This is a genomic window from Streptomyces sp. NK15101 (genome assembly GCF_020400725.1).
Lineage (GTDB): Bacteria > Actinomycetota > Actinomycetes > Streptomycetales > Streptomycetaceae > Streptomyces.
In genome coordinates, this window is record NZ_JAINVG010000029.1 from 14,593 (window position 1) to 37,726 (window position 23,134).

Here is a 23,134-nt window from a genome sequence, read left to right on the forward strand (position 1 = left end):
GCCGTCCAAGCAGCGTTCCGTCAGGCGCAACGCGGTGTGCAACTGTCCGGACTGGCCAGTTGAACACCCGGCGTCCACCAGTGATCGATTCGATCGATCAGCGTGGCCTGTTCAGTTATAGGGGATGAGCGCCGGCCCGGCAGGAATGCCTGGTCACATTCGCACTACTCACCCGGGTAGTGGGCAACGCGGACCCTTCGTCATTACCGTTCGTGTCGTTCCGATTCGGTGATGAGCAGGGCTGAAGAGTTCGGCGCGCTGTTCCCGATATCGCCTTGTTTTCCTGCGGATCGATGTGTATTCGCAAGGGGGCCGGGACCATTCCGGGCTCTATGCGACCGATCGCAGTGAATTCACGGAGTCCGAGATGCACGAGTGTGAGAGTGAACGCCGCCTCGACCGGGAGATGAAAGCATGACCGTCAGTTATCTCGGCGCAGCCGTGGAACCGGCCGCCATCGATGCCGCGATCAGTGACTTCTTCGCGGAACGCCGAGCCGAGACTGCTTCGCTCGGTGAGGACTTCGCGGCCACCGTCGCCGCGCTGGAGAGCTACATCCTCCGCGGCGGCAAGCGCGTCCGGCCCGTCTTCGCCTGGCTGGGCTGGATCGGCGCCGGCGGCGACCCGGACGACCCGGTCGCCGCGGCGGTGCTGCGCGCCTGCGCGGGATTCGAGCTGCTGCACGCCTCGGGGCTGATCCACGACGACATCATCGACGCGTCCCAGACCCGGCGCGGCCGGCCCGCCGCCCACGTGGTCTTCGCCGAGCGGCACCGGATGCGGCGCTTCTCCGGCGACCCGGGCGCCTTCGGCGAGGGCGCCGCCATTCTGGTCGGGGACCTGGCCCTGGTGTGGGCCGACGTCATGGTGCGCGCGTCCGGGCTGCCGGAGGACGCGCAGACCCGGCTCGGACCCGTGTGGTCCGCGGTGCGCTACGAGGTGATGTACGGCCAGCTGCTCGACCTGATCAGCCAGGCGAGCGAGACGGAGGACGTCTACGCGGCGCTGCTGGTCGACCAGTACAAGACGGCCTCGTACACGGTGGAGCGCCCCCTGCAGTTCGGCGCCGTGATCGCCGGAGCCGACGCCGAGCTCGTCGAGGCCTACCGGTCGTTCGGCGCCGACATCGGCATCGCCTTCCAGCTGCGGGACGACCTGCTGGGCGTGTTCGGGGACCCGGCCGTGACGGGCAAGCCGTCGGGGGACGACCTGCGCGAGGGCAAGCGGACGGTGCTGCTCGCGACGGCGCTGCAGCGCGCGGACGAGCGCGATCCGCAGGCGGCGGCGTTCCTCAGGGCGACCGTCGGAACCGACCTCAAGGACGACGACCTCGCCCGGGTCCGCGCGGTCCTCACCGACGTCGGCGCCGTGGACCACATCGAGCGGGAGATCGCGAGCCGTGCCGACCGGGCCATCGCGGTCCTCGAAGCGAGCAGCGCCACCGGTTTCGCCAAGCAGCAGCTCGCCACGATGGCGATCAAGGCGACGCAGCGGGCCCACTGATGGCGGCGACGCATTCCCGCACCGTCGGCGACCGCGCGGAGCTCGCGGCGGAGCCGGACGCCGGCCGGCGGCGCACGGGGGTCGGCCATGCCCACGGCAAGGCGATCCTGCTCGGAGAGCACGCCGTCGTGTACGGCGCTCCGGCCCTGGCCATTCCGGTTCCGCAGCTGACGGTCACCGCCACCGCGACGCCGCGCCCGGCGTCGGGCGACGGCACCGACCAGGTCACCTTCGCGCTGGCGGGACCGGGATTCGTCTCGGAGACGCCGTTCTCCTCCAGCGGACTGCGGACCCTGGCGGCGGAGTTCGAGAAATGGGCCGGCGTCGACGGCCTGTCCGCGGAGGTGGTCATCGACTCCGCGATCCCGCAGGGCCGTGGGCTCGGCTCCAGCGCCGCGTGCGCCCGGGCGGCGGTCCTGGCGCTCGCGGACCTCCTCGGCCGCTCCCTCGACGCCGGGGCGACGTTCGACCTCGTACAGGCCTCCGAGAAGGTGGCGCACGGCAGGGCGAGCGGCATCGACGCGCTCGCCACCGGTGCGACCTCCCCCCTGCTGTTCCGCGCCGGCACCGGCCGGGAGCTCCCGCTCCCGACGGCGGGGAACGGGTCCTCGCACGCCCCGTGGCGGACCGACGGCGGCACCGACGGCCGCCCACCGGGTTTCGACGCGCTGTTCGTCATCGCCGACAGCGGAGCGAGCGGCGGCACCAAGGAGGCGGTGGAGCTGCTGCGCAGCGGGTTCGAGCGCGCACCGGAGACGCTGGAGGCGTTCGTCGGCCAGGTGTCGGACCTGACGTACGCGGCCCTGGACGACCTCGAGCGCGGCCGGTGGAGCGATTTCGGCGCGCGACTGACCGAGAACCACCGGCTGCTCCGCGAGATCGGGATCAGCACGGACCGAATCGACGCCCTGGTCGAGGCCGCGCTCGCCGCCGGCAGCCCGGGCGCCAAGATCAGCGGCGGCGGCCTGGGCGGCTGCATGATCGCGCTGGCCGACGGGCCCGACCACGCGGAGGCGGTCGTGAACCGCCTCCGGGAAACCGGCGCCGCCCGGACCTGGACCGTGCCGGCAGGAAGGCGTGCGCACCATGCGGACTGACCACGAGCTGGAACCGGCCGAGACGGCCGCCGACCCCTCCGGCGACGGCGTGACCGCCGTCGCCCACCCGAACATCGCGCTGATCAAGTACTGGGGCAAGCGCGACGAGCGGCTCATGATCCCGTACGTCGACAGCCTGTCGATGACCCTGGACGTCTTCCCGACGACCACCACCGTCCGGCTGGACTCCTCGGCGCGGGCCGACGGCGTCACGCTCGACGGCTCGCCCGCGAAGGGCGAGGCACGGCAGCGCGTCGTCGGCTTCCTGGAACTGCTGCGGGAGAGGTCCGGGCGCTCCGAGCGGGCCGTCGTCGACACCCACAACTCCGTGCCCACCGGGGCGGGTCTGGCGTCATCGGCGAGTGGATTCGCCGCCCTGGCCCTGTCCGGCGCCGCCGCGTACGGTCTCGACCTCGATCGCACCGCGCTGTCGCGGCTGGCCCGCCGGGGCTCCGCGTCGGCCTCCCGGTCGATGTTCGGAGGCTTCGCGATCTGCCACGCGGGCCAGGGCGAAGGCGCGGCCGCGGACCTCGCCTCCTACGCGGAGCCGGTACCGGCCCCGGACTTCGACCCGGCGATGGTGATCGCGCTGGTCGACGCGGGCCCCAAGGCCGTGTCCAGCCGGGCCGCCATGCGGCGGACCTTCGACACCTCGCCGCTCTACCAGGCGTGGGCGACCTCCAGCAAGGCCGACCTGGCCGAGCTGCGGGCGGCCCTGCTGCGGGGCGATCTCGACGCGGTGGGGGAGGTCGCCGAGCGGAACGCCCTCGGCATGCACGCGACGATGCTGGCCGCACGACCCGCGGTGCGCTATCTGTCGCCGGCCACGGTGGCCGTGCTCGACGGCGTGCTGCGGCTGCGCGCGGACGGCGTCCCGGCCTACGCGACCATGGACGCCGGACCCAACGTCAAGGTGCTCTGCCACCGCGCGGACGCCGGCCGGGTGGCCGCCGCGGTACGCGACGCCGCCCCCGGCTGCTCCGTGCTCACCGCGCGGCGCGGACCGGGCGCCCGGCTGCGGACGGAGGCCGAACGGTGACCGCCGGCCCGGCGATCACCCGGCAGGCCCCGGGCAAGCTGTTCATCGCGGGCGAGTACGCGGTCCTTGAGCCGGGCCGTCCGGCGATCCTGGTGGCGGTCGACCGCCACATCGGCGTCACCGTGTCGGCGGCCGACGAGGCCGACGTCGTCATCGAGACCGACCTCGTCCCCCGGGGAGCACGCCTGCGGCGCGGTGACGGCGGGCTCGTCGCCGACGAGCCGGGGGCACGGGACCGCCTCGGCCCCGTGGTGTCGGCGATCGAGCTGGTCGACGCCCTGCTGGCCGAGCGCGGACGGTCCACGTCGCCGGTCCGCGTCTCGATCGCGAGCACCCTGCACCGCGACGGGACCAAGTTCGGCCTCGGGTCCAGCGGCGCGGTCACCGTCGCCACGGTGGACGCCCTGGCCGCGTACCACGGCATGGAACTCCCGGCCGACGACCTGTACAGGCTCGCCCTGCTGGCCACGGCCCGGCACGACCCCCGCTCCTCCGGCGGCGACCTCGCCGCGAGCGTCTGGGGCGGGTGGATCGCGTACCAGGCGCCCGACCGGGCGGCCGTGCTCGACATGGCGCGGTGCGAGGGCATCGAACAGACCCTCCGTGCGCCGTGGCCGGGTTTCGGACTGCGCCGGCTGCCGCCCCCTCGCGGACTCGCCCTGGAGGTGGGCTGGACGGGAGAACCGGCCAGCACCGCCTCGCTGGCGGGGCGCCTGGAGACGCCGGAGTGGCACGGCAGCGCGGCACGGCGGGACTTCATCGCCCGCAGCGACGCCTGTGTGCGGGCCGCGATCCACGCGCTCGAACGGGGAGACGACGACGAACTGCTGCACAGGATCCGCGGCGCCCGCTCGATGCTCGCCGATCTCGACGACGCGGTCCGCCTCGGCATCTTCACCCCCGGGCTGACCGCGCTGTGCGACGCCGCCGAGTCCGTCGGCGGCGCCGCGAAGCCCTCGGGCGCCGGGGGCGGCGACTGCGGCATCGCGCTCCTGGACGCCACCGCGGCACCGAAGGTGTCGCGACTGCACCAGCGGTGGGCCGCCGCGGGAGTGCTCCCCCTGCCCCTTCACATCCAGCCGACGAAAGCGAGCGCCGCATGATCGCCGAGCGTAAGGACGCTCACGTCCGGTTCGCCACCGAGCAGCACCGCCGGCACAGCGGGCACAACCAGTTCGACGACGTGTCGTTCGTGCACCACGCGCTGGCCGGCATCGACCGCTCCGACGTGTCGCTCGCCACCCGGTTCGGCGGCATCGAGTGGCGGGTTCCGCTCTACATCAACGCGATGACCGGCGGCAGCCCCAAGACCGGTGTCATCAACCGCGACCTGGCGATCGCCGCCCGCGAGACCGGGGTCGCCATCGCGTCGGGCTCCATGAGCCCGTACTTCGCCGACGCGTCGACGGCGGACACCTTCAGCGTGCTGCGCGGGGAGAACCCGGACGGATTCGTCCTGGCGAACGTCAACGCCAACGCCACGGTCGAGAAGGCACGCCGGGCCGTCGACCTGCTGAAGGCCGACGCCCTGCAGATCCACGTCAACGTGATCCAGGAAACGGTGATGCCGGAGGGCGACCGGTCGTTCGCCTCGTGGGGCCCCCGGATCGAGGAGATCGCGGCCGGCGTCGACGTCCCGGTGATCGTGAAGGAAGTCGGCTTCGGGCTCAGCCGCGAGACGCTGCTGCGGCTCCAGGAGATGGGCGTGCGGGTGGCCGACGTCTCCGGGAGCGGCGGCACGGACTTCGCACGCATCGAGAACGACCGGCGCGACCGACCCGACTACGCGTACCTCAACGGCTGGGGGCAGTCCACCCCCGCCTGCCTGCTCGACGCCCGGGGCGTCGGCATCCCGGTGCTCGCTTCCGGCGGCGTCCGCCATCCGCTCGACGTGGTGCGCGCACTGGCGCTCGGCGCCTCCGCCGTCGGGGCGTCCGGACTGTTCCTCAAGACCGTGCTCGACGGCGGCGCTCCGGCACTGATCTCGCTGCTCTCCTCGTGGATCGACCAGGTCGAAGCCCTGATGACCGCGCTGGGCGCGCGCACCCCCGCCGAGCTGACCGGATGCGACGTGCTCGTCCACGGCGACCTGCGCGCGTTCTGCGCCGACCGGGGGATCGAGACCGGATGGACGGCCACCCGCTCCCGGTCCCGCACCGGCTCCCACAGCACCTCTTCCTACCGCACGCATCACGAGACGATCGGAGGCACTCGATGACCGACGCCACCACGGTTGCCGGCGTTCCCATGAAATGGGTGGGACCCCTGCGCATATCGGGGAACGTGGCCGAGCTCGAGACGGAGGTGCCGCTCGCCACCTACGAGTCACCGCTGTGGCCCTCCGTCGGCCGGGGCGCGAGGCTCTCCACCATGGTCGAGGAGGGCATCGTCACCACTCTCGTCGACGAGCGGATGACGCGCTCGGTGTTCGTCAGGGCCGAGGACGCGCAGACGGCGTACCTGGCCGCCCTCGAGGTCGACGCGCGCCTCGACGAACTCCGTGAGATCGTCCGCACCTGCGGCCGGTTCGTCGAGCTCATCGGCTTCCACCACGAGATCGCGGCCAACCTGCTGTTCCTCCGCTTCGAGTTCACCACCGGCGACGCGTCCGGGCACAACATGGCGACGCTGGCCGCCGACGCGCTCCTCACCCACATCCTGAAGTCCATACCCGGAATCACCTACGGGTCGATCTCGGGGAACTACTGCACGGACAAGAAGGCGACCGCGGTCAACGGCATCCTCGGCCGCGGCAAGAAGGTCATCGCCGAACTTCTGCTGCCCCGCGACATCGTCCGCAAGTCGCTGCGCACCACGGCCGCCGAGATGGCCGACCTGAATGTCGGCAAGAACCTGATCGGCACCCTGCTCGCCGGCGGAATCCGCTCGGCCAACGCGCACTACGCGAACATGCTGCTCGGCTTCTACCTGGCGACGGGCCAGGACGCGGCGAACATCGTGGAGGGCTCCCAGGGCGTGACCCTGGCCGAGGACCGGGACGGCGACCTCTACTTCTCCTGCACCCTGCCCAACCTGATCGTGGGAACGGTCGGCAACGGCAAGGGCCTCGACTTCGTCGAGGAGAACCTGGACCGGCTGGGCTGCCGCGAGGTGCGCGAACCCGGCGACAACGCCCGCCGGCTCGCGGTCATCGCCGCCGCGACGGTGCTGTGCGGCGAACTCTCCCTGATGGCGGCGCAGACCAATCCCGGCGAGCTGATGCGGGCGCACGTCCAGCTGGAACGCAAGAACGCGACCACCAGGATCGGAGGCTAGCGATGCCCGGGGATCTCACCGCCGGAATCCACGACCTGTCCCTCGCCACGGCGCACTACGTCCTGACGCACGAGACGCTGGCCGCCCAGAACGGCTCCAACGTCGGCAAGTACCACCGGGGCATCGGCCAGTACGCGATGAGCGTGCCGGCCGCCGACGAGGACGTCGTGACGATGGCCGCCGACGCGGCCGCCCCAATCATCGCCCGGCACGGCGCCGACCGGATCCGGACGGTCGTCTTCGCCACGGAGACGTCCGTCGACCAGTCGAAGGCCGCCGGGGTCTACGTCCACTCGCTGCTCGGGCTGCCCTCCGCCGCCCGGGTCGTGGAGCTCAAGCAGGCGTGCTACAGCGGCACCGCGGCCCTGCAGTTCGCGGTCGGCCTCGTGCACCGCGACCCGTCGCAGCAGGTCCTCGTGATCGCCAGCGACGTGTCGCGGTACGAGCTGGGCTCGCCGGGCGAAGCGACCCAGGGCGCGGCCGCGGTGGCGATGCTGGTCGGCGCGGACCCCGCGCTGGTGCGGATCGAGGAGCCGTCGGGGGTGTTCACCGCCGACATCATGGACTTCTGGCGGCCGAACTACCTCACCACCGCCCTGGTCGACGGACGCGAGTCCATCTCCGCGTACCTCCAGGCGGTGGAAGGCGCGTGGAAGGACTACACGGAGCGCGGCGGCCGGGCGGTCGACGAGTTCAGCGCGTTCTGCTACCACCAGCCGTTCACGAAGATGGCCCACAAGGCGCACCGGCACCTGCTCCAGCACTGCGGGCAGCCCTCCGGCGAGGCGGAGATCACCGGCGGCATCGGGCACACCACGGCCTACAACGCCGAGATCGGCAACAGCTACACCGCGTCGATGTACGTCGGTCTCGCCGCGCTGCTGGACCGGGCCGACGACCTGGGCGACCGGGCCATCGGCTTCCTCAGCTACGGGTCCGGCAGCGTCGCCGAGTTCTTCTCCGGCACCGTCGTCCCGGGATACCGCGCGCACCTGCGCTCCGACGCGCACCGCGCGGCGATCGGCCGGCGCCAGGAGATCGACTACGCCACGTACCGCGAGCTGCACGAGCGGTCCTTCCCGGTCGACGGTGGAGACCACCCCACGCCGGAGGAGACCACCGGCCCGTACCGCCTGGTCGGGCTCTCCGGCCACAAGCGCATCTACGCGTCGCGATGAGGAGCGTTCATGTCCGGGAACCCTGAGACGGCGGAGATCTACTCGGCCGTCACGGAAACAGCCAGACTGATGGGGATCACCCCCGCGCACGACAAGGTCGAGGCGATCCTGTCCACGTACGGGGAGGCGTTCACGCACGCCATGCCCCTGGCCTTCAGGTCGGCGACCGACGCACAGCACGCGGGTGACGTCGACTGCCGATTCGTCACCCACCCGAAGGGCCAGAACCCCTATCCGCTGGCCCTGTCGAAGGGACTCACCCCGAAGACGAGCCACCCCGTCGGCACATTGCTCTCGGACATCGAGGAGCGATTCCCGATCGACGGCTACGGCATCGACTTCGGAGTGGTGAGCGGCTTCACGAAGGTCTACGCGGGCTTCAGGCCGGAGGACCTCCAGAAGCTGACGAAGCTCGTCGAGATCCCGACGATGCCGCGCGGTCTCGCCGACAACGTCGATTTCTTCGCCCGCCACGGACTGGACGACAAAATCGCCTTCGTCGCGATCGACTACCTGCACAGAACGGTGAACGTGTACTTCAACGACGTGCCTCCGGCGTGTTTCGAGGCCGAGGGCATCCGGCTGATGCTCCGTGAGCTCGGACTGCCGGAGCCGAGCGAGCGGATGCTCGAACTCGGCAAGCAGGCGTTCGGTCTTTACACCACCCTGAGCTGGGACTCTCCGGGGATCGAGCGGTTCTGCTTCGGCGTCACGACCACGGACCTGTCGAACCTTTCCGTGCCCATCGAGCCGCAACTCGAGAAATTCGCGCAGAGCGTTCCCTACGGGGGCGCCGGCCGCAAGTTCGTCTACGGCGTCGCTGCGACAGCCGCCGGGGAGTACTACAAGCTCGAGACCCACTACAAGTGGGCTCCCGGGACCGTGGCCTTTATCTGAGTCGACGCCGGCCCGGGTCCTCGTCCTGTCGTCGAGCCAGGCAAGGAATCCGCGGCCGGCTTGCCATGCCCTGAAACGGACGGAATTCGGGCTCCGGGGCGGCGAAAGCACGACCACCAGGCATTCAGACAGGAGTGTCCATGAAACCAGTTCACGAATCGCACAGGGCCCTCGTCCCGTGGCCCATGGGAGTCGAGCCGGAACACGTGCGCGAGGCCACCTCCCGATTGGTCACGCACGTCAGCAGACAGATCGACGACAGCGGCGCGATCATCGGGGAGTGCCGCAGCCGGGTGCTGGAGTCCGCGCTCGCGCTGACGCTGATGACGCGCACCGGAGCGGCCTCGCCCGCCAGGGACCGCGTGCTCGCCTACCTCCAGGGGCACCTCGACGCCTCCCAGGAGTTCGACCGGGTCCTCGCCACGCTGGCGGTCGGACGGGCCACCGGCAGGGCGTCCGCCGGCGACGCCGACATCGTCGGCAAACTGACCGACGCGCTGCTCGGCGCCGCACCGTCGTTCATCTCCGCCCGCCGCCGCCGGATGCTGTACGCCGTGCTGTCGCTGCTCGGCTGCCCGGTGCCGTCCGACGCCGCCCCCGCGGCCGACGAGGACGCCCCCACGGATCCCGCGCACTCCTGGGCGGCCGTCCAGCAGGCCGCGGTCACGCTGGTCCTCGCCACCGCCACGGGCGTCAGCAACGGAGCCACGGCCGCCGCGCTGCGGACGCTGACCGCCATACGCCCGGCGACGACGGTGTGGGAGGGGTACGTGCTGCTGCACCTGCTGTCGCTGCACGCGCTCGCCGGCGTCCCCGGACAGGAGGAGACCGTGCGCAGCGGCCTGGAGACGCTGCTGCGCCACCAGCGCGACGACGGCGGCTTCCCGTTCGTGGTGAACCTGCAGCACTGGTGCACCTCGACCGCCGGAATCGCGCTCGCCGCGGCCGGTGCCCACCCGGCCGTGCTGCGGTCGATGGCGGAGACGCTCGCCGCCCACGAGACCGACGAGGAGCAGGGCTCCCTGTGCCGGTCGCTCTCCCGCGGCGCGCCCCTCGCGGGCGGCTGGTCCATCGGCCCCCACGTGGCGCAGAACGACGTCGACTGCACCTCGTGCATCCTGGAGTTCCTCCAGACCGTCGACCCCGTCGGCCACGGCGGCACCGTGCGCCGCGGCGTGGAGGGCCTGCTGGCCGTCCAGGGCGACGACGGCGGCTTCCCCACGTACGTGGCCGGCGCCGCCTCCGAGCCGTGCATGACGGCCGCGGCCGTCAACGCGCTCGCCGCGCACCCCTTCACCGCGCCCGCCCGGGAGCGCGCCCTGGCGTTCCTCGCCGACAGCCAGCTGCACGACGGCGGATTCGAGCCGGGGTGGAGCCGCAGCCGTCTGCACGCGATGTTCCGTGCGCGTCTCGCCGCCTGCGCCGCGGCCCCGGACGACCACCGCACGGCCCGCATGGCCGAGCGGATCGAGCGCTCGGTGCGCGAGACGCAGAACGCCGACGGAGGCTGGGGCATGCAGCCCGGCGACGCCAGCGACGACATCAGCACCGCCTACGGGCTGATCACGCTGTGCTACGGGGCGGACTCCCGGCCCGTCGGGCGCGCCCTCTCCTGGCTGCTCGCCCACCAGAACGCGGACGGCGGGTACGACGGCGTGCCCGACATGGTCGGCCCCCGCCCGTTCCCGTACCGCATCCCCGTCCTGACCGACGCCCCCGTGCTCCTGGCCCTCGGCCACGTGCGCCACCGGGTGCAGGGCACGGCGGCGCTGCTCCGGGACGTGGCGTAGCGGCGGGCACGACCCGTCCACCGGCCGGAAAGCCGACTGCCGGCGAAGCCGAAGGGCTTCGCCGGCAGTCGGCTTTCGCCGGTCGGGCGGATCAGCCGCCGTTCACCTTGTTCTGGACGAACTCGTAGGCTCGGGCGGCGATTTGCGGTGCGTACTGGGACGGGGCCTCGATGGCGGAGCGGAAGTTCTCGCCGCCCCAGAGACGGCTCTCACCGCATTCCGCGGCGAACTCGCTCCAGCTGTTCCAGTGCAGCGTCACGTCCTGGGCGGGGGTGACGCCCGGCTCGATGAGGGAGGAGCCCTTGGCGGCGCGGTAGTTGATGTCGGCCTTGTCGGTGCCGGTGAAGAGCGGTGTCAGTTCGGCGTAGGCGAGGCACTCCGCGGCTTCCGCGGAAGGGTACTCGGGGTGGTCGGGTGCCTTGATGGGGTGGTTGACCGGCCATGCGTCCAGGTAGGCCCGCCACTCGCCTCCCGTGATGTCGTCGACGGTGCCCGCTCCGGGTCCGCCCCACGCCGTCACCTTCTCCTTCCCGTACAGGTGGTGGATCGCGCTGAACGGGCGCACCGAGTCGTACTTGCGCTTGAAGTGCCAGGTGGCGATGGAGAGGTCGAAGAACGCGATGTCACGGATGGTGGTGAAGCGAACCGTGCCGTCGAGGTCGAGGTTGCCCCCGACGATGACCGGCACGGCGCCGACGGGGCCGAAGGTCTCCACGTTGTTGTTGAAGAGCTCGGCGGCCACCTTCTTGCGGTCGTCCAGGTCCGCCGATGCCTTCAGCACCTGGTCCGCCTGGTTCTTGTAGGCCGTGTAGTTGCGGTAGTAGTTGCTCTCCCGCGGCGGCGCGACCTTGAACTGGGTGGGACTGTCGTACGTGAACGGCTTCACCCGGCCGAATTGCGGGGTCGCGAAATTCTGGGCGGTGAAGACGCCGCCCTTGTCGAACGTGTTCGGCTGCCAGCGGGACGGGTCGCGGAGCTTCTGCGGGCTGTTGACCGGCCGGTACCCGGTGTAGTCGGCGTACGGCTGCCGGTTGTACTTACGGCCGCCTGCCGTTCCCTCCCGGTTGGTGCCGTCGTCCTTCCTCGCCGCGAAGGCGTTCTTGGCGGCAAGAATGCCGATGCCGCTCGGCGTGGTGGGGTCCTCCGCCGTGTTGTCGGGATCGAGACCCGCCGCGTACATCATCTCGCGCCACCGGGAAGCGTATTCCGGGTAGAGCGCGTTCAGCGATGTGAAGGCGGAGTAGATGACGGCGATGTTCTTGTTCCGCGTCGTGTGTTCCGCTGCCGGCCGGCGGCCGAGATCCGAGAACACGCCCACCGCCGTCGGGTGGTAGGGAGCTATCGCGTCGAACCACGGCACCTCGAGCAGGACGGTTTCGTCCCTGTTCACGGGACTGCTGCCCGTGTTGGTCATACGTGACACCGTGTTGAACTTCGGATAGACGACCTGGGTCACGGCATTTCCGTGATCGAGGTCGAAGACCGCCGCCGTCTGCTCCGGGGAGGCCGCCACGGCACTGGTCAGTGATCCTGTCAGGGCTGCCGCGGTGGCGATGGCCACCGTATACCTGAGACGCCTGCTGAGCGGCCGCCTTGAATTCGTCACCGAAATCTTCCTTTCAGTCGACTGTCGAGCCGTCAGAGTTCGCCGGCGGAAAGCGTGAGGCTCTGTTCGAGCGCAGGGGTGACCGCACGGTAATATGATCTCTGTCGCACTGAAAGTAGTTGGTTCGCCGGTGGGCGGCCACTGCTCATACGGGTAGCCGACACTACTCGCCCTGGGGCTGGAGCGGGTGTTGCCCGCCGTGAGGTCCGCCGACGACAATGTGCCCTGGAAAGCTTCTCGCTTTCCAGGGCACATTGTCGTCGTCAGGTGAATTGTCTCGATCCGCCGCGGGGCGCCGTGTTCAGAGGAGCGACCCGGTCGGTGCGAGGGGCAGCCGTGCCATGACCTCGAACCCACCGCCCGGAGTGGGCTCGGCGTTGAAGTCCCCGCCCAGCAGTTGGCAGCGCTCGCGCATGCCCAGGAGACCGCGGCCGGGCTTGTCCCGCCTGCCCGCGGCCGTGCCGTTGACGGACGGCTTCCGCGCGGGGACGCCACGGGAGCCGGCACCGCCCCGGTCGGTGACGCGGATCTCCAGATGGTCGATCCCCGGGTTCACCGCGACCGTCACCTGGGTGGGGCCGGTGTGCCGGATGATGTTGGTGATCGACTCCTGGAGGATCCGGTAGGCGGCGCTGTCCACCGCGCTCGGCAACGGCGCCGAGGGCGAGTTCACTTCGAGCGTGACGTCGAGTCCTGCGGCGCGTGCCTCGGCCGTGAGGTCGTCGATCTGCTCCAGGCTGGCGTGCGGCACGGGTTCGTCGCTGTCGCCACGGAGGACGCCGAGGATGGCGCGCATCTCCTGCAGCGTCCGGGAGCTCGTCTGCTCGATGGTCAGCAAGGCTTCGCGTGCCTGTTCCGGTCGCTTGTCGAGCACGTGCGCGGTGACCCCGGACTGCACGTTGATGATCGCTATGGCGTGGGCGACGGTGTCGTGCACCTCGCGCGCGATCCGGAGGCGCTCGGCGTCGACCCGGGCACGGGCCTCCTCCTCGCGGGTCCGCTCCGCCAGTTCCGCACGCTCCTCGGCGTCGGCCGCGATGACCCGCCGGGACCGGACGGACTCGCCGAGAGCCGTGCTCATGACCGCGACACCGATGCGGAAGAACACCCAGCCGAGGGCCTCGCGCGGCTGCACGTCGGCCGACGCGAACAGCCACCCGGCGGCCAGGATCACGGTGCCCCCGCCGGCGATCGTCAGGGATCTGCGCCCGTCGCCGTAGGCGGCGACGGTGTACAGGGCGACCATGAGTCCGAGCCAGCCGTAGCCGTCGGGGAGATCGAGGGCGTAATACACCAGGCTGGCGACCGCGGTGGTGACGAGCACCAGGACCGGCCACAAGCGGCGGACGGCCACGACCAGGCCACCCACCACCAGCAGCGTGAATCCGAGGTATCCGAATTCGGTGAGCGAACGCTGTTCCGTCCCCCTGGCGGCGGCGAGGGCGACCGTGCCCTGCACCTGCATCACGGTGACGAAGAGAGCGAGCAGCACGTCTTGGGTCAGCACCCGCAGCGAGAACGACCCGGGGCGGAGTTTCATGACCGCGATCCTACTGTTCGGGCCCCCGGAGCACGCTCCGCTCAAGCGCGCGAAAACGCTACGTCGACGGGCGTGGTGCGGCGCGGCGGGTTACGTCCGATTGCGTAGGCACCACCATCCGTCGTCAGAGGTCAGGACCGTCTCGCGTACGGGACGATCGCCGCTGTGACCGATCAACCTCTTCCGTACCGAGTAGCGAGCCATGCCGCATGGCTCCACCACTGAGGAGCAGATGATGACAACCGAGACTCCACGTAACGGAGCTCTGGCGGGACTGGGTCGCTACTGTTTCCGCCGCCGCCGCCTGGTGCTCCTGGCCTGGGTCATCGGTGTGATCGCCGTGGCGTTCGTCGGCTTCAGCTATGGCGCCGCCCCCGACAACGACTTCTCCGGGGGAGACTCGCAGTCGGCCAAGGCGCAGCAGCTGATGGCGAAGCACTTCCCCAAGGAGCAGGGGGACAGGCTGACCCTCGCGATCAAGGCTGACAAGGGGATCGACGACCCCGCCACCAAGCAGAAGATCGAGAAGGCCATCGCCGATCTCGTCGCCTCGCCCGTCACGGGACCGGTGACGTCGCCGTACCAGGACAAGAAGCTGGTGACGGAGGATCGTCGCATCGCCCGCATGACCATCCCGCTGAGCGCCAAGGAGGTGGACAAGGCCGAGGTCAAGCCCTTGGTGGACACGGTCAAGAACGCCTCCGACGACAGCCTCACGCTCGCGCTGGGCGGCTACATGGCGGAGAAGGCCGAGACGCCCCCGCAGGGTTCGGCCGAAAGCGTGGGCCTCCTGGCCGCGGCGGTGATCCTGTTCATCGCCTTCGGGTCGCTGGTGGCCATGGGTCTGCCGATCGTGACCGCCCTCCTGGCCATCGTGGCCGGCCTCGCGCTGACGAAGCTGATGGGGCACGTCTTCCCCGCGCCCGACTTCACCATGGTCTTCGGCGCGATGATCGGGCTCGGCGTCGGCATCGACTACGCGCTGTTCATCGTGACCCGTTACAAGGACGGCCTCCGGGACGGCGAGGACCCCGAGAGCGCCACGGTCAAGGCCATCGACACCGCGGGTCGCGCGGTGCTGTTCGCCGGTACGACCGTGGTGATCGCGCTGATGGGCCTGTTCGTCATGGGACAGCGGCTGATGACCGGCGTGGCCGTCGCCACCTCGATCACGGTGTTCATCACCATGATCGCCGCGGTGACGCTGCTGCCCGCCTTCCTCGGCTTCACCGGATACAAGATCAACTCGCTCCGCCTGCCCCGGCGCGCGTCCCGCGGGGACAAGGAGGCCGGTGCGCCGGCCGAGGAGCGCCGTACGTTCGCCGAGCGCTGGGCCGGCGCGGTGCAGCGCAAGCCGCTGGTCTCCGCACTCGCCGCCGGCGGGATCCTGCTGCTGCTGGGCGCCCCCGTGCTGTCGATGCGGCTGGGCCAGCCCGACGCCAGCGTCCAGCCCCGTGACCGGAGCAGCTACATCTCGTACACGATCCTCTCCGAGGGCTTCGGCCCGGGCTACGGAGCGCCCCTGGTCTTCGCCGCCGAGGTCGACTCCAAGGACGCCGATCTCGGGTCCGTCGTCCGAGCGGTCGGCAAGACCGAGGGCGTCGCCTACGCCACGCCGCCCCGGGTCAGCGAGGACGGGCAGGCCGTCACCTTCGTCGCCTTCCCCACGACCGGCTACCAGGACGAGGCGACCACGGACCTGGTGCACAAGCTCCGCGACGAGGTGCTGCCCAAGACCGCCGGCGGCGAGAAGGTCCTCGTCGGCGGACCGAACGCCAGCACCATCGACACGGCCGAGGAGTCCGGCGCGCGCCTGCCCCTGATGATCGGGGTCGTCATCGCGATGTCCATGGTGCTGCTGATCGCGCTGGTCCGGTCGGTCACGATCGCCCTGCAGGCCGCCGTGATGAACCTGCTGTCGATCGCCGCCTCCTACGGTGTGCTGGTGGCGGTCGTGCAGTGGGGCTGGTTCGGCCCGGCCCTCGGGTTCCCCGCCACCATGCCGGTCACGACCTGGGTCCCGATGATGATGTTCCCGGTCCTGTTCGGCCTGTCGATGGACTACCAGGTGTTCCTGATCTCGCGGGTCCGTGAGGAGTACGAGCGCACCGGGGACACCCGCACCGCCGTCGCCACCGGGCTGGCGCGGAGCGCCAAGGTGATCACGGCCGCGGCCGCCATCATGATCGCGGTCTTCACCACCTCGCTGCTCGGCCCCGACGTCGCCGTCAAGCAGGGCGGCCTGGGCATGGCCGTCGCCGTGCTCATCGACGCCACCATCGTCCGGATGGTCTTCGTCCCCTCGGTGATGGAGCTGTTCGGCAAGGCCAACTGGTGGATGCCCGGACGCCGGGCACCCAAGACGCCCTCGGTAACACCCCCGGCCGAGGTCGAGGAAGGGGTCAAGGTCTGACCTCGCCCGCAGCCTGGATCCACCGTCACGGTGGATCCAGGCTGTCCCTCCGCGCTCTCCCACCCTGTACCAAGCATCCGAAAGGAACCTCATGTCCGTCCGTCGCTTGCTCATCGCCGCACCGACAGCCCTGCTCGGAGTGATGGCACTCGCCGCACCGGCGGCCGCGCAGGTCTCGACCGCCGCGGAGGACGGCGGCGGTGGCCGGGGCGTGTCCATGGTGGCCCTGCTGCTGGGGCTGGCCGGCGTGGTCCTCGGAGTGCTGGCGCTGCGCTCCTCCGGCCGGGGGCCGGGCATGGCCTTCGCCTCCGTGGCGCTCGGGCTGGTCGGCGGCGTCGTCGGCGCCTTCGCGCTGTCCGACGCGGAGGTCGGCACCGGCAACGGGCAGGGCGGGGCCATCGTCTCCCTGGTGCTCGCGCTGATCGCCATGGCCGTCGGCGGCCTGGCGGTCAGCCGCTCGCGCCGCAGCGCCTGACCGGGCGGGACATCCGCCGATCGCCGTAGCCGGCCGCCACGCACGTGGCGGCCGGCTCCGTGTTCTCCCGTCCCGGGCTCAGCGGCGGACCGCCGGGGTGAACAGCTCGACGAGATTGCCCGCGGGGTCGGCCAGCAGCAGCTGGCGCCCGCCGGGCCCCGAGACGATGTCGCTGCGGAGCACTACGCCGGCCTCGCGCAGCCGGTCCCGCTCGGCCTCGAGGTCGTCGACGACGAGGTGGATGCGGTTGCGCCCGCTGCCGGCGAGGTCCGCGGGCGTGGCGCGCGCCCCGGAACTCGGCGGGCCGGAGAGCAGCAGCCGCAGCGGCCCTCGCACCACATCGGCGAACGCCGGTGGAAACGCGTTGAGCACCGTGAAGCCGAGGTGAACGGTGTAGAAGTCGATGGCGGCCCGGACGTCGTCCACGATGTAGCGGACGCTCGCCAGGGCGCCCTCGCTCTCGTTCCCGGTCATGCGGGATCCCTCCTCGTCGCGGCGGCCGGCGCGTGCGCGGTGCACCGGAACGGCCTTGCGCCGCACGGATGTCGACGGCCGAAGCGTAGGCCGCCCCCGTCTCCCCCCACCACGTCGCCGCCCGGCCGCTCCGCCGCGAAAGGGCGCGGCCGCGTGATGGACGTCGCGGCCGCGTACGGACCGGGCCGCCGCTCCGCCGTGGCCGGGAGCGGGACGGCACGCCATCCCGGCAGGGCGTGCCGATATCCCGTGAATGGGCCATGTGCGCGGGGGCGGGATGGCCGAGAGTGCTGACCGCGTACACACGACGACGTCGTCATGCCGGCGACCTCGACAGCGGAGGTGTGATGGACACGCTCGACCCATCCGTGGATGGTGATCGCTATGTCGCACTGCACAACAGCCCCCAGTTCAGGGCCTTGCGACGCAAATCGAATACCTTCACCTCCTGGGTGAGCGGCCTCTTCTACGGATGGTGGTTCCTCGTCATCCTGCTCGCCGCCTTCGCTCCGGACTTCTACCGCGAGGAGATCGTCGGCCCGATCAACGTGGGCCTGCTCTTCGTCTTCCTCTCGCTCAACCTGGTGGTGGCGGTCTCCACGCTGTACCTGCGACACGCCCGTACCCAGCTGGATCCCATGACCGACCGGATCCGGGCGGACCTGGAAGGAGACCTCCGATGAACGGAGTCCTCGCGGCCCCTCACCTGCCCCCCGTCGAGAACACCTGGGCGGCGCCCGGCATCGCCGCGGCGGTCGCCATCGCCCTCGCGGCCGTGGTGTTCTACCTCGTGGGATCGGCGCGCGGCAGCACGCGCACCCCGGACGGCTTCCTCCTCGCGAACCGGAACGTCCCGACCGGTCAGAACACCCTCGCGCACCTCGGCGCGTTCATCATGTACTCGACCGTCATCATCATCACCGGGCACATCGCGCTGAACGGCTACGACGCGATCCTCATGATGACGGCCTTCACGATCGGCTCGGTGCTCGGCGTGCTGATCTACGCCGGCCCGATGCGGAACGTGGGCGGGCACACGATGGGCGACCTGTTCGTGCTGCGCGCCAAGGAGCGTCCCGCGCGGATCGCGTCGGCAGTGATCACCCTGACGACCTACACCATGTTCATGGTCTCCATGCTGGCCGCGATCGGCCAGGTCGCCATCCGGATGTTCGACACCAGTGCCGAACCGAACCTGGCCTTCGGCGGGATCGTGGTCGCCGTCGTCGGCGCGGTCGCCATCGCGTGGGTGTACATGGGCGGCATGCTCGGAGTCACCCGACTGCTCGCGCTCAAGACGATCCTGATGGGCGTCTTCGTGGTGCTGCTGACCGCGGCCGTACTGATCAAGTACAAGCTGAACATCTTCGACCTGCTCGACGACGCCCAGGCCAACGCGAAGCCGGACCGCCGCGGGTTCGACCTGCTCGGCCCGGGCCGCCAGTTCGGCGACGGCTCGACCCCGCTGTCGACCCAGGACCCGTGGGTCCACCTGTCGAAGCTCTTCTGCATCGCCGTCGGCGGCATGGGCATGCCGTGGGTCTTCATGCGCTTCTACGCGGCGACCACGGCACGCAACGCGCGGCGCGCGGCCGGCTGGGCGTCGATCGTCGCCGTCGGCTTCTACCAGTGCATGGCCATCCTCGGTCTCGGCGCCGTCGCGATCCTCGGCCTGGGCAACTACGGCATGAGGTCCGAGCACCGCGACATCACCCTGCCCAAGCTCGTGGACTACTTCGGCGGTCAGTGGGCGTCCGGCATCTTCGGCGGGCTCGCCCTGATCTCGGTCGCCGCGATCTTCGCGGGCCTGCTGATCAACGGCGTGACCTCCTACACCAAGGACATCAACGCGGCGCGTGGCCGCAAGCCGGCGCCGGCCGCCGAGCTGAAGGAGATCCGGCGCAACGTCCTGGTGATCGGAATCGTCTCGATCGTCGTGGGCGGGGCGATGGTGCCGCTGTTCACCCACCTCTTCATCCCGACCGCGGTCGACCTGGGAGCCGCCACGGTCCTGCCGGCGATCCTCTACTCGCTGTACTGGCGGCGCTTCAACACCCGGGGACTGAAGTGGACGGTCTACGGCGGGATGGCGGTGACCATGTTCATGGTCGTCTTCTCCAACGGCATCTCCGGGGACCCCACCACCGCCATGTTCCCCGACCTCGACTTCAAGCTCTTCGACATCGAGCCCGGACTGCTCTCGACGCCGATCGCCTTCCTGCTCGGCTACGTCGGAACGGTCACCAGCAAGGAGCGCAACGACGCGGGCTTCGCCGAGCTGCAGGTCCGTGCCTTCACGGGCATCACCTTCCCCACCCGCAAGGACCCGCTCGCCGGGGACGGGCAGCACCGGGAGAGCCAGGCGTCCGGCGCGGTGCACTGAGGCCCCACGGCTCCCGACCTCCCGTGTGGAGTCCGGCGGTTCGCCGCCGGACTCCACACGGATGTCACGGCTACGGCGTGACGAGCCCGGTCCGGTAGGCGATGACGACCAGCTGCGCGCGGTCCCGCGCCCCCAGTTTGACCATCGCGTGGCTGACGTGGGTGCGCGCCGTGGCCGGGCTCAGGCACAGCGCGGTGCCGATCTCGTCGTTGCTCAGGCCCTGTCCCACCAGAGCCAGCACCTCGCGCTCGCGCTGGGTCAGCACCGCCAGCCGGTCCTCGCCGGCCTGCGTGGCGACCCGCTGCGCGGTGAACTGGGCGATCAGCCGGCGCGTGATCCGCGGGGCGAGCAGCGCGTCTCCGGCGGCGACGACCCGGATGGCGTGCAGGAGTTCGGCCGGTCCCGCGTCCTTGAGCATGAAGCCGCTGGCACCCGCCTGCAGCGCCTCGAAGACGTACGCGTCGGTCTCGTACGTGGTGAGGATCAGGACCCGGACCTGCTGGAGTCCCGGCGTCCTGACGATCTGACCGGTCGCCTGGATCCCGTCGACCTTCGGCATGCGGATGTCCATGAGGACGACGTCGGGGCGGGTCGCACGGGCCCGCTCGACGGCCTCCGCACCGTCGGTGGCCTCACCCACCACCTCGATGTCGTCCTCGACGTCGATCAGGACCTTGAACCCGGATCGCACGAGACGCTCGTCATCGGCGAGCAGGACCCTGATGGGAGCTGCGCCCGGCGCGTTCATGGCCGCGCCGTTCGGGTCTGCGCCGGAGATCGCGTGCTCGTCGACGGCGTGGCTCTGAGTCGCATACCCGAGATCCTACTGCCGGGCCGGGGGCGGCGAGTGCCCGTCCGGCCCTGATCGTCTACGGCGCTGAGCGCAATCAAACCCCGGCCCCGTACGCAGATTTGCGTACGGACGGCCATCTGACACCGGAGGACGCCGCGGGTCCGTCGACGCGACGATTCCTCCGAGACTCCGCCGACGGAAACAGGCACGTCCGTGACCACACCAACCCGAAAGGCGCTTTCCGATGCGTAAAGCCATCGCCGGACTGGCGGCATTCATCATGCTCGCGATCGCGGTGCAGTTCTACCTGGCCGGCAGTGGGGCGTTCGCCGAAACGCCCATCGAGGAGGCCTTCAAGCCGCACCGGTCGCTGGGCTATCTGATCGTCCTCCTCTCGCTCGTGCTGACGGTGCTCGCCGCGGTGGCCCGCGTGCCCGGCCGGCTCGTCGGCATGGCCGGTGCGCTCGTCGGCCTGGGGATCCTCCAGCCCGTGATCGCGGTCGTCGCCAAGGCGTTCGACGACCCCTCGGGCGCGGGCCGCATCGTCTTCGGCCTGCACGCGGTCGGCGCGCTGGCCATGGTGGCCGTGGCCGTCAGGATCCAGCGCACGGCGCGCGAGCTGTCGAACTCCCCGGCGTCCGCCGCGCAGGCCACCGGACCCGCCCAGGGGTCCGCGCAGTGACCACCGCCCAGCTGATCCTCCTGGACCACGCCGTCGCCCTGCTGGGCGTCGTGTCGTGGTTCGGGGCGGGCGTCACGGCGGCCCTCCGGCGCCACCGGCTCGGATTCGGCCTGCTCGTCGCGGCCGTCCTGGTCACGCTCGCCCGGGTCGCCACCGTCTCGGTCCTCGCCGGCCGCGGCTGGTGGTTCGTCGCGGACAAGGTGCTGCTGGGACTTCCGCTGCTCGGCGTCGCCGGGGCGACCGCGGTGATCGTCGCGGGGCCCCGGCTGCGGGCGTCGGCCAAGGGCGACGGCGAGCGCCTGCCGGCGCGCTGCGTCGTCGCGCTGCTCACCGCCGCCTACGCCGCGCTGGCCGCCCTCCTGGTGCCCCTCCTCGCCGGATACCCCCTCACCTGGTCGACCGCGCTGATCGCGGTCTCGCTGGTGTCGGCCGGCGCCGTGCTGACCTCCCGCGTCATGGCGCGGGAGGCGGACGGCGAGGGGACGCGGGAGGAGACGGAGCTCCAGGCCGCGCCCACCCGGCGGCGGTTCGTCAGCTCCGCCGTGGGAGCCGGTGTCGCCGTGGGCGCGGGGGCCACGGGCGTCGGCCTGCTCTTCCGGTCACCCGAGTCCTTCGTCACCGGAGGCGGCCCGGCCCACCCGGCCGGCTCCCACCACCGGGCGACGTCGGTGGCCGATCTGCGCGGCCTCACCACTCCGGCTCCCGGCGGTGCCACGCGCCGGCACGTGCTCACCGCGAAGAAGGCCACCGTACGGCTGGAGTCCGGACACGAGATCGACGCGTGGACGTACAACGGCCAGGTACCGGGCCCGGCGATCACCGCCACCCAGGGCGACCTGATCGAGGTGACGCTGCGCAACGGCGACATCGAGGACGGGGTCACCCTCCACTGGCACGGCTACGACGTGCCGTGCGGCGAGGACGGGGTGCCGGGCCTGACACAGCGTCCGGTGACGCCCGGCGGGGAGTTCGTCTACCGGTTCCGCGCCGACCAGGCGGGCACGTACTGGTACCACACCCACGAGTCGTCGGACCCGGCCGTCCACAAGGGGCTGTACGGGACGCTCGTCGTCCGGCCGCGGGACGGACGCCCGGCCGGTGAGGGCCCGGACCCGCGGGAGGTCGACCTCACGCTGCCCGTCCACACCTTCGACGGCACCGCGGTCCTGGGGAACCGGGACGGGCGCACCACGCACACCGCGGCACCCGGTGCGCCGGTACGGCTGCGCCTGATCAACACCGACTCGGATCCGCACCGGATCGCCCTCACCGGGACCCGGTTCCGGATCGAGGCCGTCGACGGCCGGGACCTCAACCATCCCGGGCAGGTCCGCGACGTGGGCCTGCGCATGCCCGCCGGCGGGCGCTACGACCTGGTGTTCACCATGCCGGACACGGCCGTCGCGCTGGTGCTCGACGACGACCCCGGCACCGGGGTGCTGCTGCGCCCGGACGGGGCCGTCGACGGCGAGCCGCGGATCGAGGACACCTCCGACTGGCCGGAGCTCGACCTCCTGGCCTACGGAACGCCCGCCCGCGCCCCCTTCGATCCGGACTCCGCCGACCGGGACTTCACCCTCGTCCTGGACCGCGCGATCGCCATGGTCGACGGCGCCCCGGCCTACGCGCAGACGGTCAACGGACGGGGACACCCCTCGATCCCGGACCTGCTGGTCACCGAAGGCGACGTCGTCCGGTTCAAGGTCGTCAACCGAAGCCTGGAGACCCACCCCTGGCACCTGCACGGCCACCCCGTGCTGATCCTGTCCAGGGACGGAAAGCCCTCGTCCGGCAGTCCCCTGTGGGTGGACACGTTCGACGTGCGGGCGGGAGAGGTCTGGGAGGTGGCCTTCAAGGCGGACAACCCCGGCATCTGGATGAACCACTGCCACAACCTGCCCCACGCGGAGCAGGGGATGATGCTGCTCCTCTCCTACGACTCGGTCACCACCCCGTTCGGCGGCGCGCACGCCGGCCACGGAGGGTAG

At 71.1% G+C, this 23,134-nt stretch carries 19 protein-coding genes; 15 read left to right on the forward strand and 4 right to left on the reverse strand.

Translation table 11 applies throughout. The features are described from left to right. Nucleotides 1-414: 414 nt before the first annotated feature. The 9 genes from K7G60_RS17510 (at nucleotide 415) to K7G60_RS17550 (ending at nucleotide 10,780) form a co-directional block, all read left to right on the forward strand. On the forward strand, nucleotides 415-1,503 hold the full coding sequence (locus K7G60_RS17510; protein ID WP_225801852.1) for a polyprenyl synthetase family protein: 1,089 nt from the start codon (nucleotides 415-417) through the stop codon (nucleotides 1,501-1,503). After that, nucleotides 1,503-2,600, forward strand: a complete 1,098-nt coding sequence (gene mvk / locus K7G60_RS17515; protein ID WP_225801853.1) for a mevalonate kinase — start codon at nucleotides 1,503-1,505, stop codon at nucleotides 2,598-2,600. The genes K7G60_RS17510 and mvk overlap by 1 nt, the downstream gene beginning before the upstream one ends. Continuing rightward, nucleotides 2,590-3,639: a diphosphomevalonate decarboxylase gene (gene mvaD / locus K7G60_RS17520; protein ID WP_225801854.1), complete on the forward strand. Its 1,050-nt coding sequence runs from the start codon at nucleotides 2,590-2,592 to the stop codon at nucleotides 3,637-3,639. The genes mvk and mvaD overlap by 11 nt, the downstream gene beginning before the upstream one ends. After that, the gene (locus K7G60_RS17525) at nucleotides 3,636-4,742 is read left to right on the forward strand and encodes a phosphomevalonate kinase (RefSeq protein WP_225801855.1); all 1,107 of its coding nucleotides are present in this window, start codon (nucleotides 3,636-3,638) and stop codon (nucleotides 4,740-4,742) included. The genes mvaD and K7G60_RS17525 overlap by 4 nt, the downstream gene beginning before the upstream one ends. After that, entirely contained in the window at nucleotides 4,739-5,857 is a 1,119-nt protein-coding gene (gene fni / locus K7G60_RS17530) for a type 2 isopentenyl-diphosphate Delta-isomerase (RefSeq protein WP_225801856.1), read from the forward strand. Before K7G60_RS17525 ends, fni begins: the two co-directional genes overlap by 4 nt. Continuing rightward, nucleotides 5,854-6,915 (forward strand): hydroxymethylglutaryl-CoA reductase, encoded by a 1,062-nt coding sequence (locus tag K7G60_RS17535; RefSeq protein WP_225801857.1) that lies wholly within the window; start codon nucleotides 5,854-5,856, stop codon nucleotides 6,913-6,915. Before fni ends, K7G60_RS17535 begins: the two co-directional genes overlap by 4 nt. 2 nt (nucleotides 6,916-6,917) lie before the next feature. Beyond that, entirely contained in the window at nucleotides 6,918-8,093 is a 1,176-nt protein-coding gene (locus K7G60_RS17540; RefSeq protein ID WP_225801858.1) for a hydroxymethylglutaryl-CoA synthase, read from the forward strand. 9 nt (nucleotides 8,094-8,102) lie between these two features. Continuing rightward, nucleotides 8,103-8,990: an aromatic prenyltransferase gene (locus tag K7G60_RS17545; protein ID WP_225801859.1), complete on the forward strand. Its 888-nt coding sequence runs from the start codon at nucleotides 8,103-8,105 to the stop codon at nucleotides 8,988-8,990. 140 nt (nucleotides 8,991-9,130) lie between these two features. After that, nucleotides 9,131-10,780 carry a prenyltransferase/squalene oxidase repeat-containing protein gene (locus K7G60_RS17550; RefSeq protein WP_225801860.1) on the forward strand — a complete coding sequence of 550 codons (1,650 nt, stop codon included), beginning with the start codon at nucleotides 9,131-9,133 and terminating at the stop codon, nucleotides 10,778-10,780. 91 nt (nucleotides 10,781-10,871) lie between these two features. On the opposite strand, the gene K7G60_RS17555 is transcribed toward K7G60_RS17550, so the two are convergent. Together K7G60_RS17555 and K7G60_RS17560 are read right to left on the reverse strand one after the other, a co-directional pair. Further along, on the reverse strand, nucleotides 10,872-12,341 hold the full coding sequence (locus K7G60_RS17555) for a DUF6851 domain-containing protein (protein WP_225801861.1): 1,470 nt from the start codon (nucleotides 12,339-12,341) through the stop codon (nucleotides 10,872-10,874). A 346-nt stretch (nucleotides 12,342-12,687) separates the two neighbouring features. Continuing rightward, the gene (locus K7G60_RS17560; protein ID WP_225801862.1) at nucleotides 12,688-13,926 is read right to left on the reverse strand and encodes a sensor histidine kinase; all 1,239 of its coding nucleotides are present in this window, start codon (nucleotides 13,924-13,926) and stop codon (nucleotides 12,688-12,690) included. 235 nt (nucleotides 13,927-14,161) lie between these two features. On the opposite strand from K7G60_RS17560, the gene K7G60_RS17565 reads away from it, so the two are divergent. Beyond that, nucleotides 14,162-16,339: an MMPL family transporter gene (locus K7G60_RS17565; RefSeq protein ID WP_225801863.1), complete on the forward strand. Its 2,178-nt coding sequence runs from the start codon at nucleotides 14,162-14,164 to the stop codon at nucleotides 16,337-16,339. A 91-nt stretch (nucleotides 16,340-16,430) separates the two neighbouring features. Continuing rightward, complete coding sequence (locus K7G60_RS17570) at nucleotides 16,431-16,814, forward strand: DUF6223 family protein (protein WP_225801864.1); 384 nt, start codon at nucleotides 16,431-16,433, stop codon at nucleotides 16,812-16,814. 78 nt (nucleotides 16,815-16,892) lie between these two features. Here K7G60_RS17570 and K7G60_RS17575 read toward each other — a convergent pair whose 3' ends face one another. Beyond that, complete coding sequence (locus K7G60_RS17575; protein ID WP_225801865.1) at nucleotides 16,893-17,288, reverse strand: VOC family protein; 396 nt, start codon at nucleotides 17,286-17,288, stop codon at nucleotides 16,893-16,895. A 347-nt stretch (nucleotides 17,289-17,635) separates the two neighbouring features. On the opposite strand from K7G60_RS17575, the gene K7G60_RS17580 reads away from it, so the two are divergent. Together K7G60_RS17580 and K7G60_RS17585 are read left to right on the forward strand one after the other, a co-directional pair. After that, complete coding sequence (locus K7G60_RS17580) at nucleotides 17,636-17,971, forward strand: DUF485 domain-containing protein (protein ID WP_225801866.1); 336 nt, start codon at nucleotides 17,636-17,638, stop codon at nucleotides 17,969-17,971. Continuing rightward, the gene (locus K7G60_RS17585; protein WP_225801867.1) at nucleotides 17,968-19,671 is read left to right on the forward strand and encodes a cation acetate symporter; all 1,704 of its coding nucleotides are present in this window, start codon (nucleotides 17,968-17,970) and stop codon (nucleotides 19,669-19,671) included. Before K7G60_RS17580 ends, K7G60_RS17585 begins: the two co-directional genes overlap by 4 nt. Before the next feature lie 70 nt (nucleotides 19,672-19,741). Here the strand turns inward: K7G60_RS17585 and K7G60_RS17590 are convergent, their stop codons facing one another. Further along, a complete protein-coding gene (locus K7G60_RS17590; RefSeq protein ID WP_225801868.1) occupies nucleotides 19,742-20,419 on the reverse strand; it encodes a response regulator transcription factor in 678 nt (225 codons plus the stop codon). Between the two features lie 289 nt (nucleotides 20,420-20,708). Here K7G60_RS17590 and K7G60_RS17595 point away from each other — a divergent pair, with 289 nt between their 5' ends. After that, nucleotides 20,709-21,146, forward strand: a complete 438-nt coding sequence (locus tag K7G60_RS17595) for a DUF6220 domain-containing protein (RefSeq protein WP_225801869.1) — start codon at nucleotides 20,709-20,711, stop codon at nucleotides 21,144-21,146. Next, nucleotides 21,143-23,134, forward strand: coding sequence for a multicopper oxidase family protein (locus K7G60_RS17600; protein ID WP_225801870.1), 1,992 nt, complete (start codon nucleotides 21,143-21,145; stop codon nucleotides 23,132-23,134). Before K7G60_RS17595 ends, K7G60_RS17600 begins: the two co-directional genes overlap by 4 nt.

Excerpts from the sequence above, each read along its gene's own strand:
- K7G60_RS17560 (WP_225801862.1), bottom strand. The coding sequence starts at position 13,926 with ATGAAACTCCGCCCCGGGTCGTTCTCGCTGCGGGTGCTGACCCAAGAC.
- K7G60_RS17540 (WP_225801858.1), top strand. The coding sequence starts at position 6,918 with ATGCCCGGGGATCTCACCGCCGGAATCCACGACCTGTCCCTCGCCACG.
- K7G60_RS17535 (WP_225801857.1), top strand. The coding sequence starts at position 5,854 with ATGACCGACGCCACCACGGTTGCCGGCGTTCCCATGAAATGGGTGGGA.
- K7G60_RS17550 (WP_225801860.1), top strand. The coding sequence starts at position 9,131 with ATGAAACCAGTTCACGAATCGCACAGGGCCCTCGTCCCGTGGCCCATG.
- K7G60_RS17580 (WP_225801866.1), top strand. The coding sequence starts at position 17,636 with ATGGACACGCTCGACCCATCCGTGGATGGTGATCGCTATGTCGCACTG.
- K7G60_RS17595 (WP_225801869.1), top strand. The coding sequence starts at position 20,709 with ATGCGTAAAGCCATCGCCGGACTGGCGGCATTCATCATGCTCGCGATC.
- K7G60_RS17565 (WP_225801863.1), top strand. The coding sequence starts at position 14,162 with ATGACAACCGAGACTCCACGTAACGGAGCTCTGGCGGGACTGGGTCGC.
- mvaD (WP_225801854.1), top strand. The coding sequence starts at position 2,590 with ATGCGGACTGACCACGAGCTGGAACCGGCCGAGACGGCCGCCGACCCC.
- K7G60_RS17545 (WP_225801859.1), top strand. The coding sequence starts at position 8,103 with ATGTCCGGGAACCCTGAGACGGCGGAGATCTACTCGGCCGTCACGGAA.
- K7G60_RS17590 (WP_225801868.1), bottom strand. The coding sequence starts at position 20,419 with ATGAACGCGCCGGGCGCAGCTCCCATCAGGGTCCTGCTCGCCGATGAC.
- K7G60_RS17575 (WP_225801865.1), bottom strand. The coding sequence starts at position 17,288 with ATGACCGGGAACGAGAGCGAGGGCGCCCTGGCGAGCGTCCGCTACATC.
- K7G60_RS17570 (WP_225801864.1), top strand. The coding sequence starts at position 16,431 with ATGTCCGTCCGTCGCTTGCTCATCGCCGCACCGACAGCCCTGCTCGGA.
- K7G60_RS17585 (WP_225801867.1), top strand. The coding sequence starts at position 17,968 with ATGAACGGAGTCCTCGCGGCCCCTCACCTGCCCCCCGTCGAGAACACC.
- mvk (WP_225801853.1), top strand. The coding sequence starts at position 1,503 with ATGGCGGCGACGCATTCCCGCACCGTCGGCGACCGCGCGGAGCTCGCG.
- fni (WP_225801856.1), top strand. The coding sequence starts at position 4,739 with ATGATCGCCGAGCGTAAGGACGCTCACGTCCGGTTCGCCACCGAGCAG.
- K7G60_RS17510 (WP_225801852.1), top strand. The coding sequence starts at position 415 with ATGACCGTCAGTTATCTCGGCGCAGCCGTGGAACCGGCCGCCATCGAT.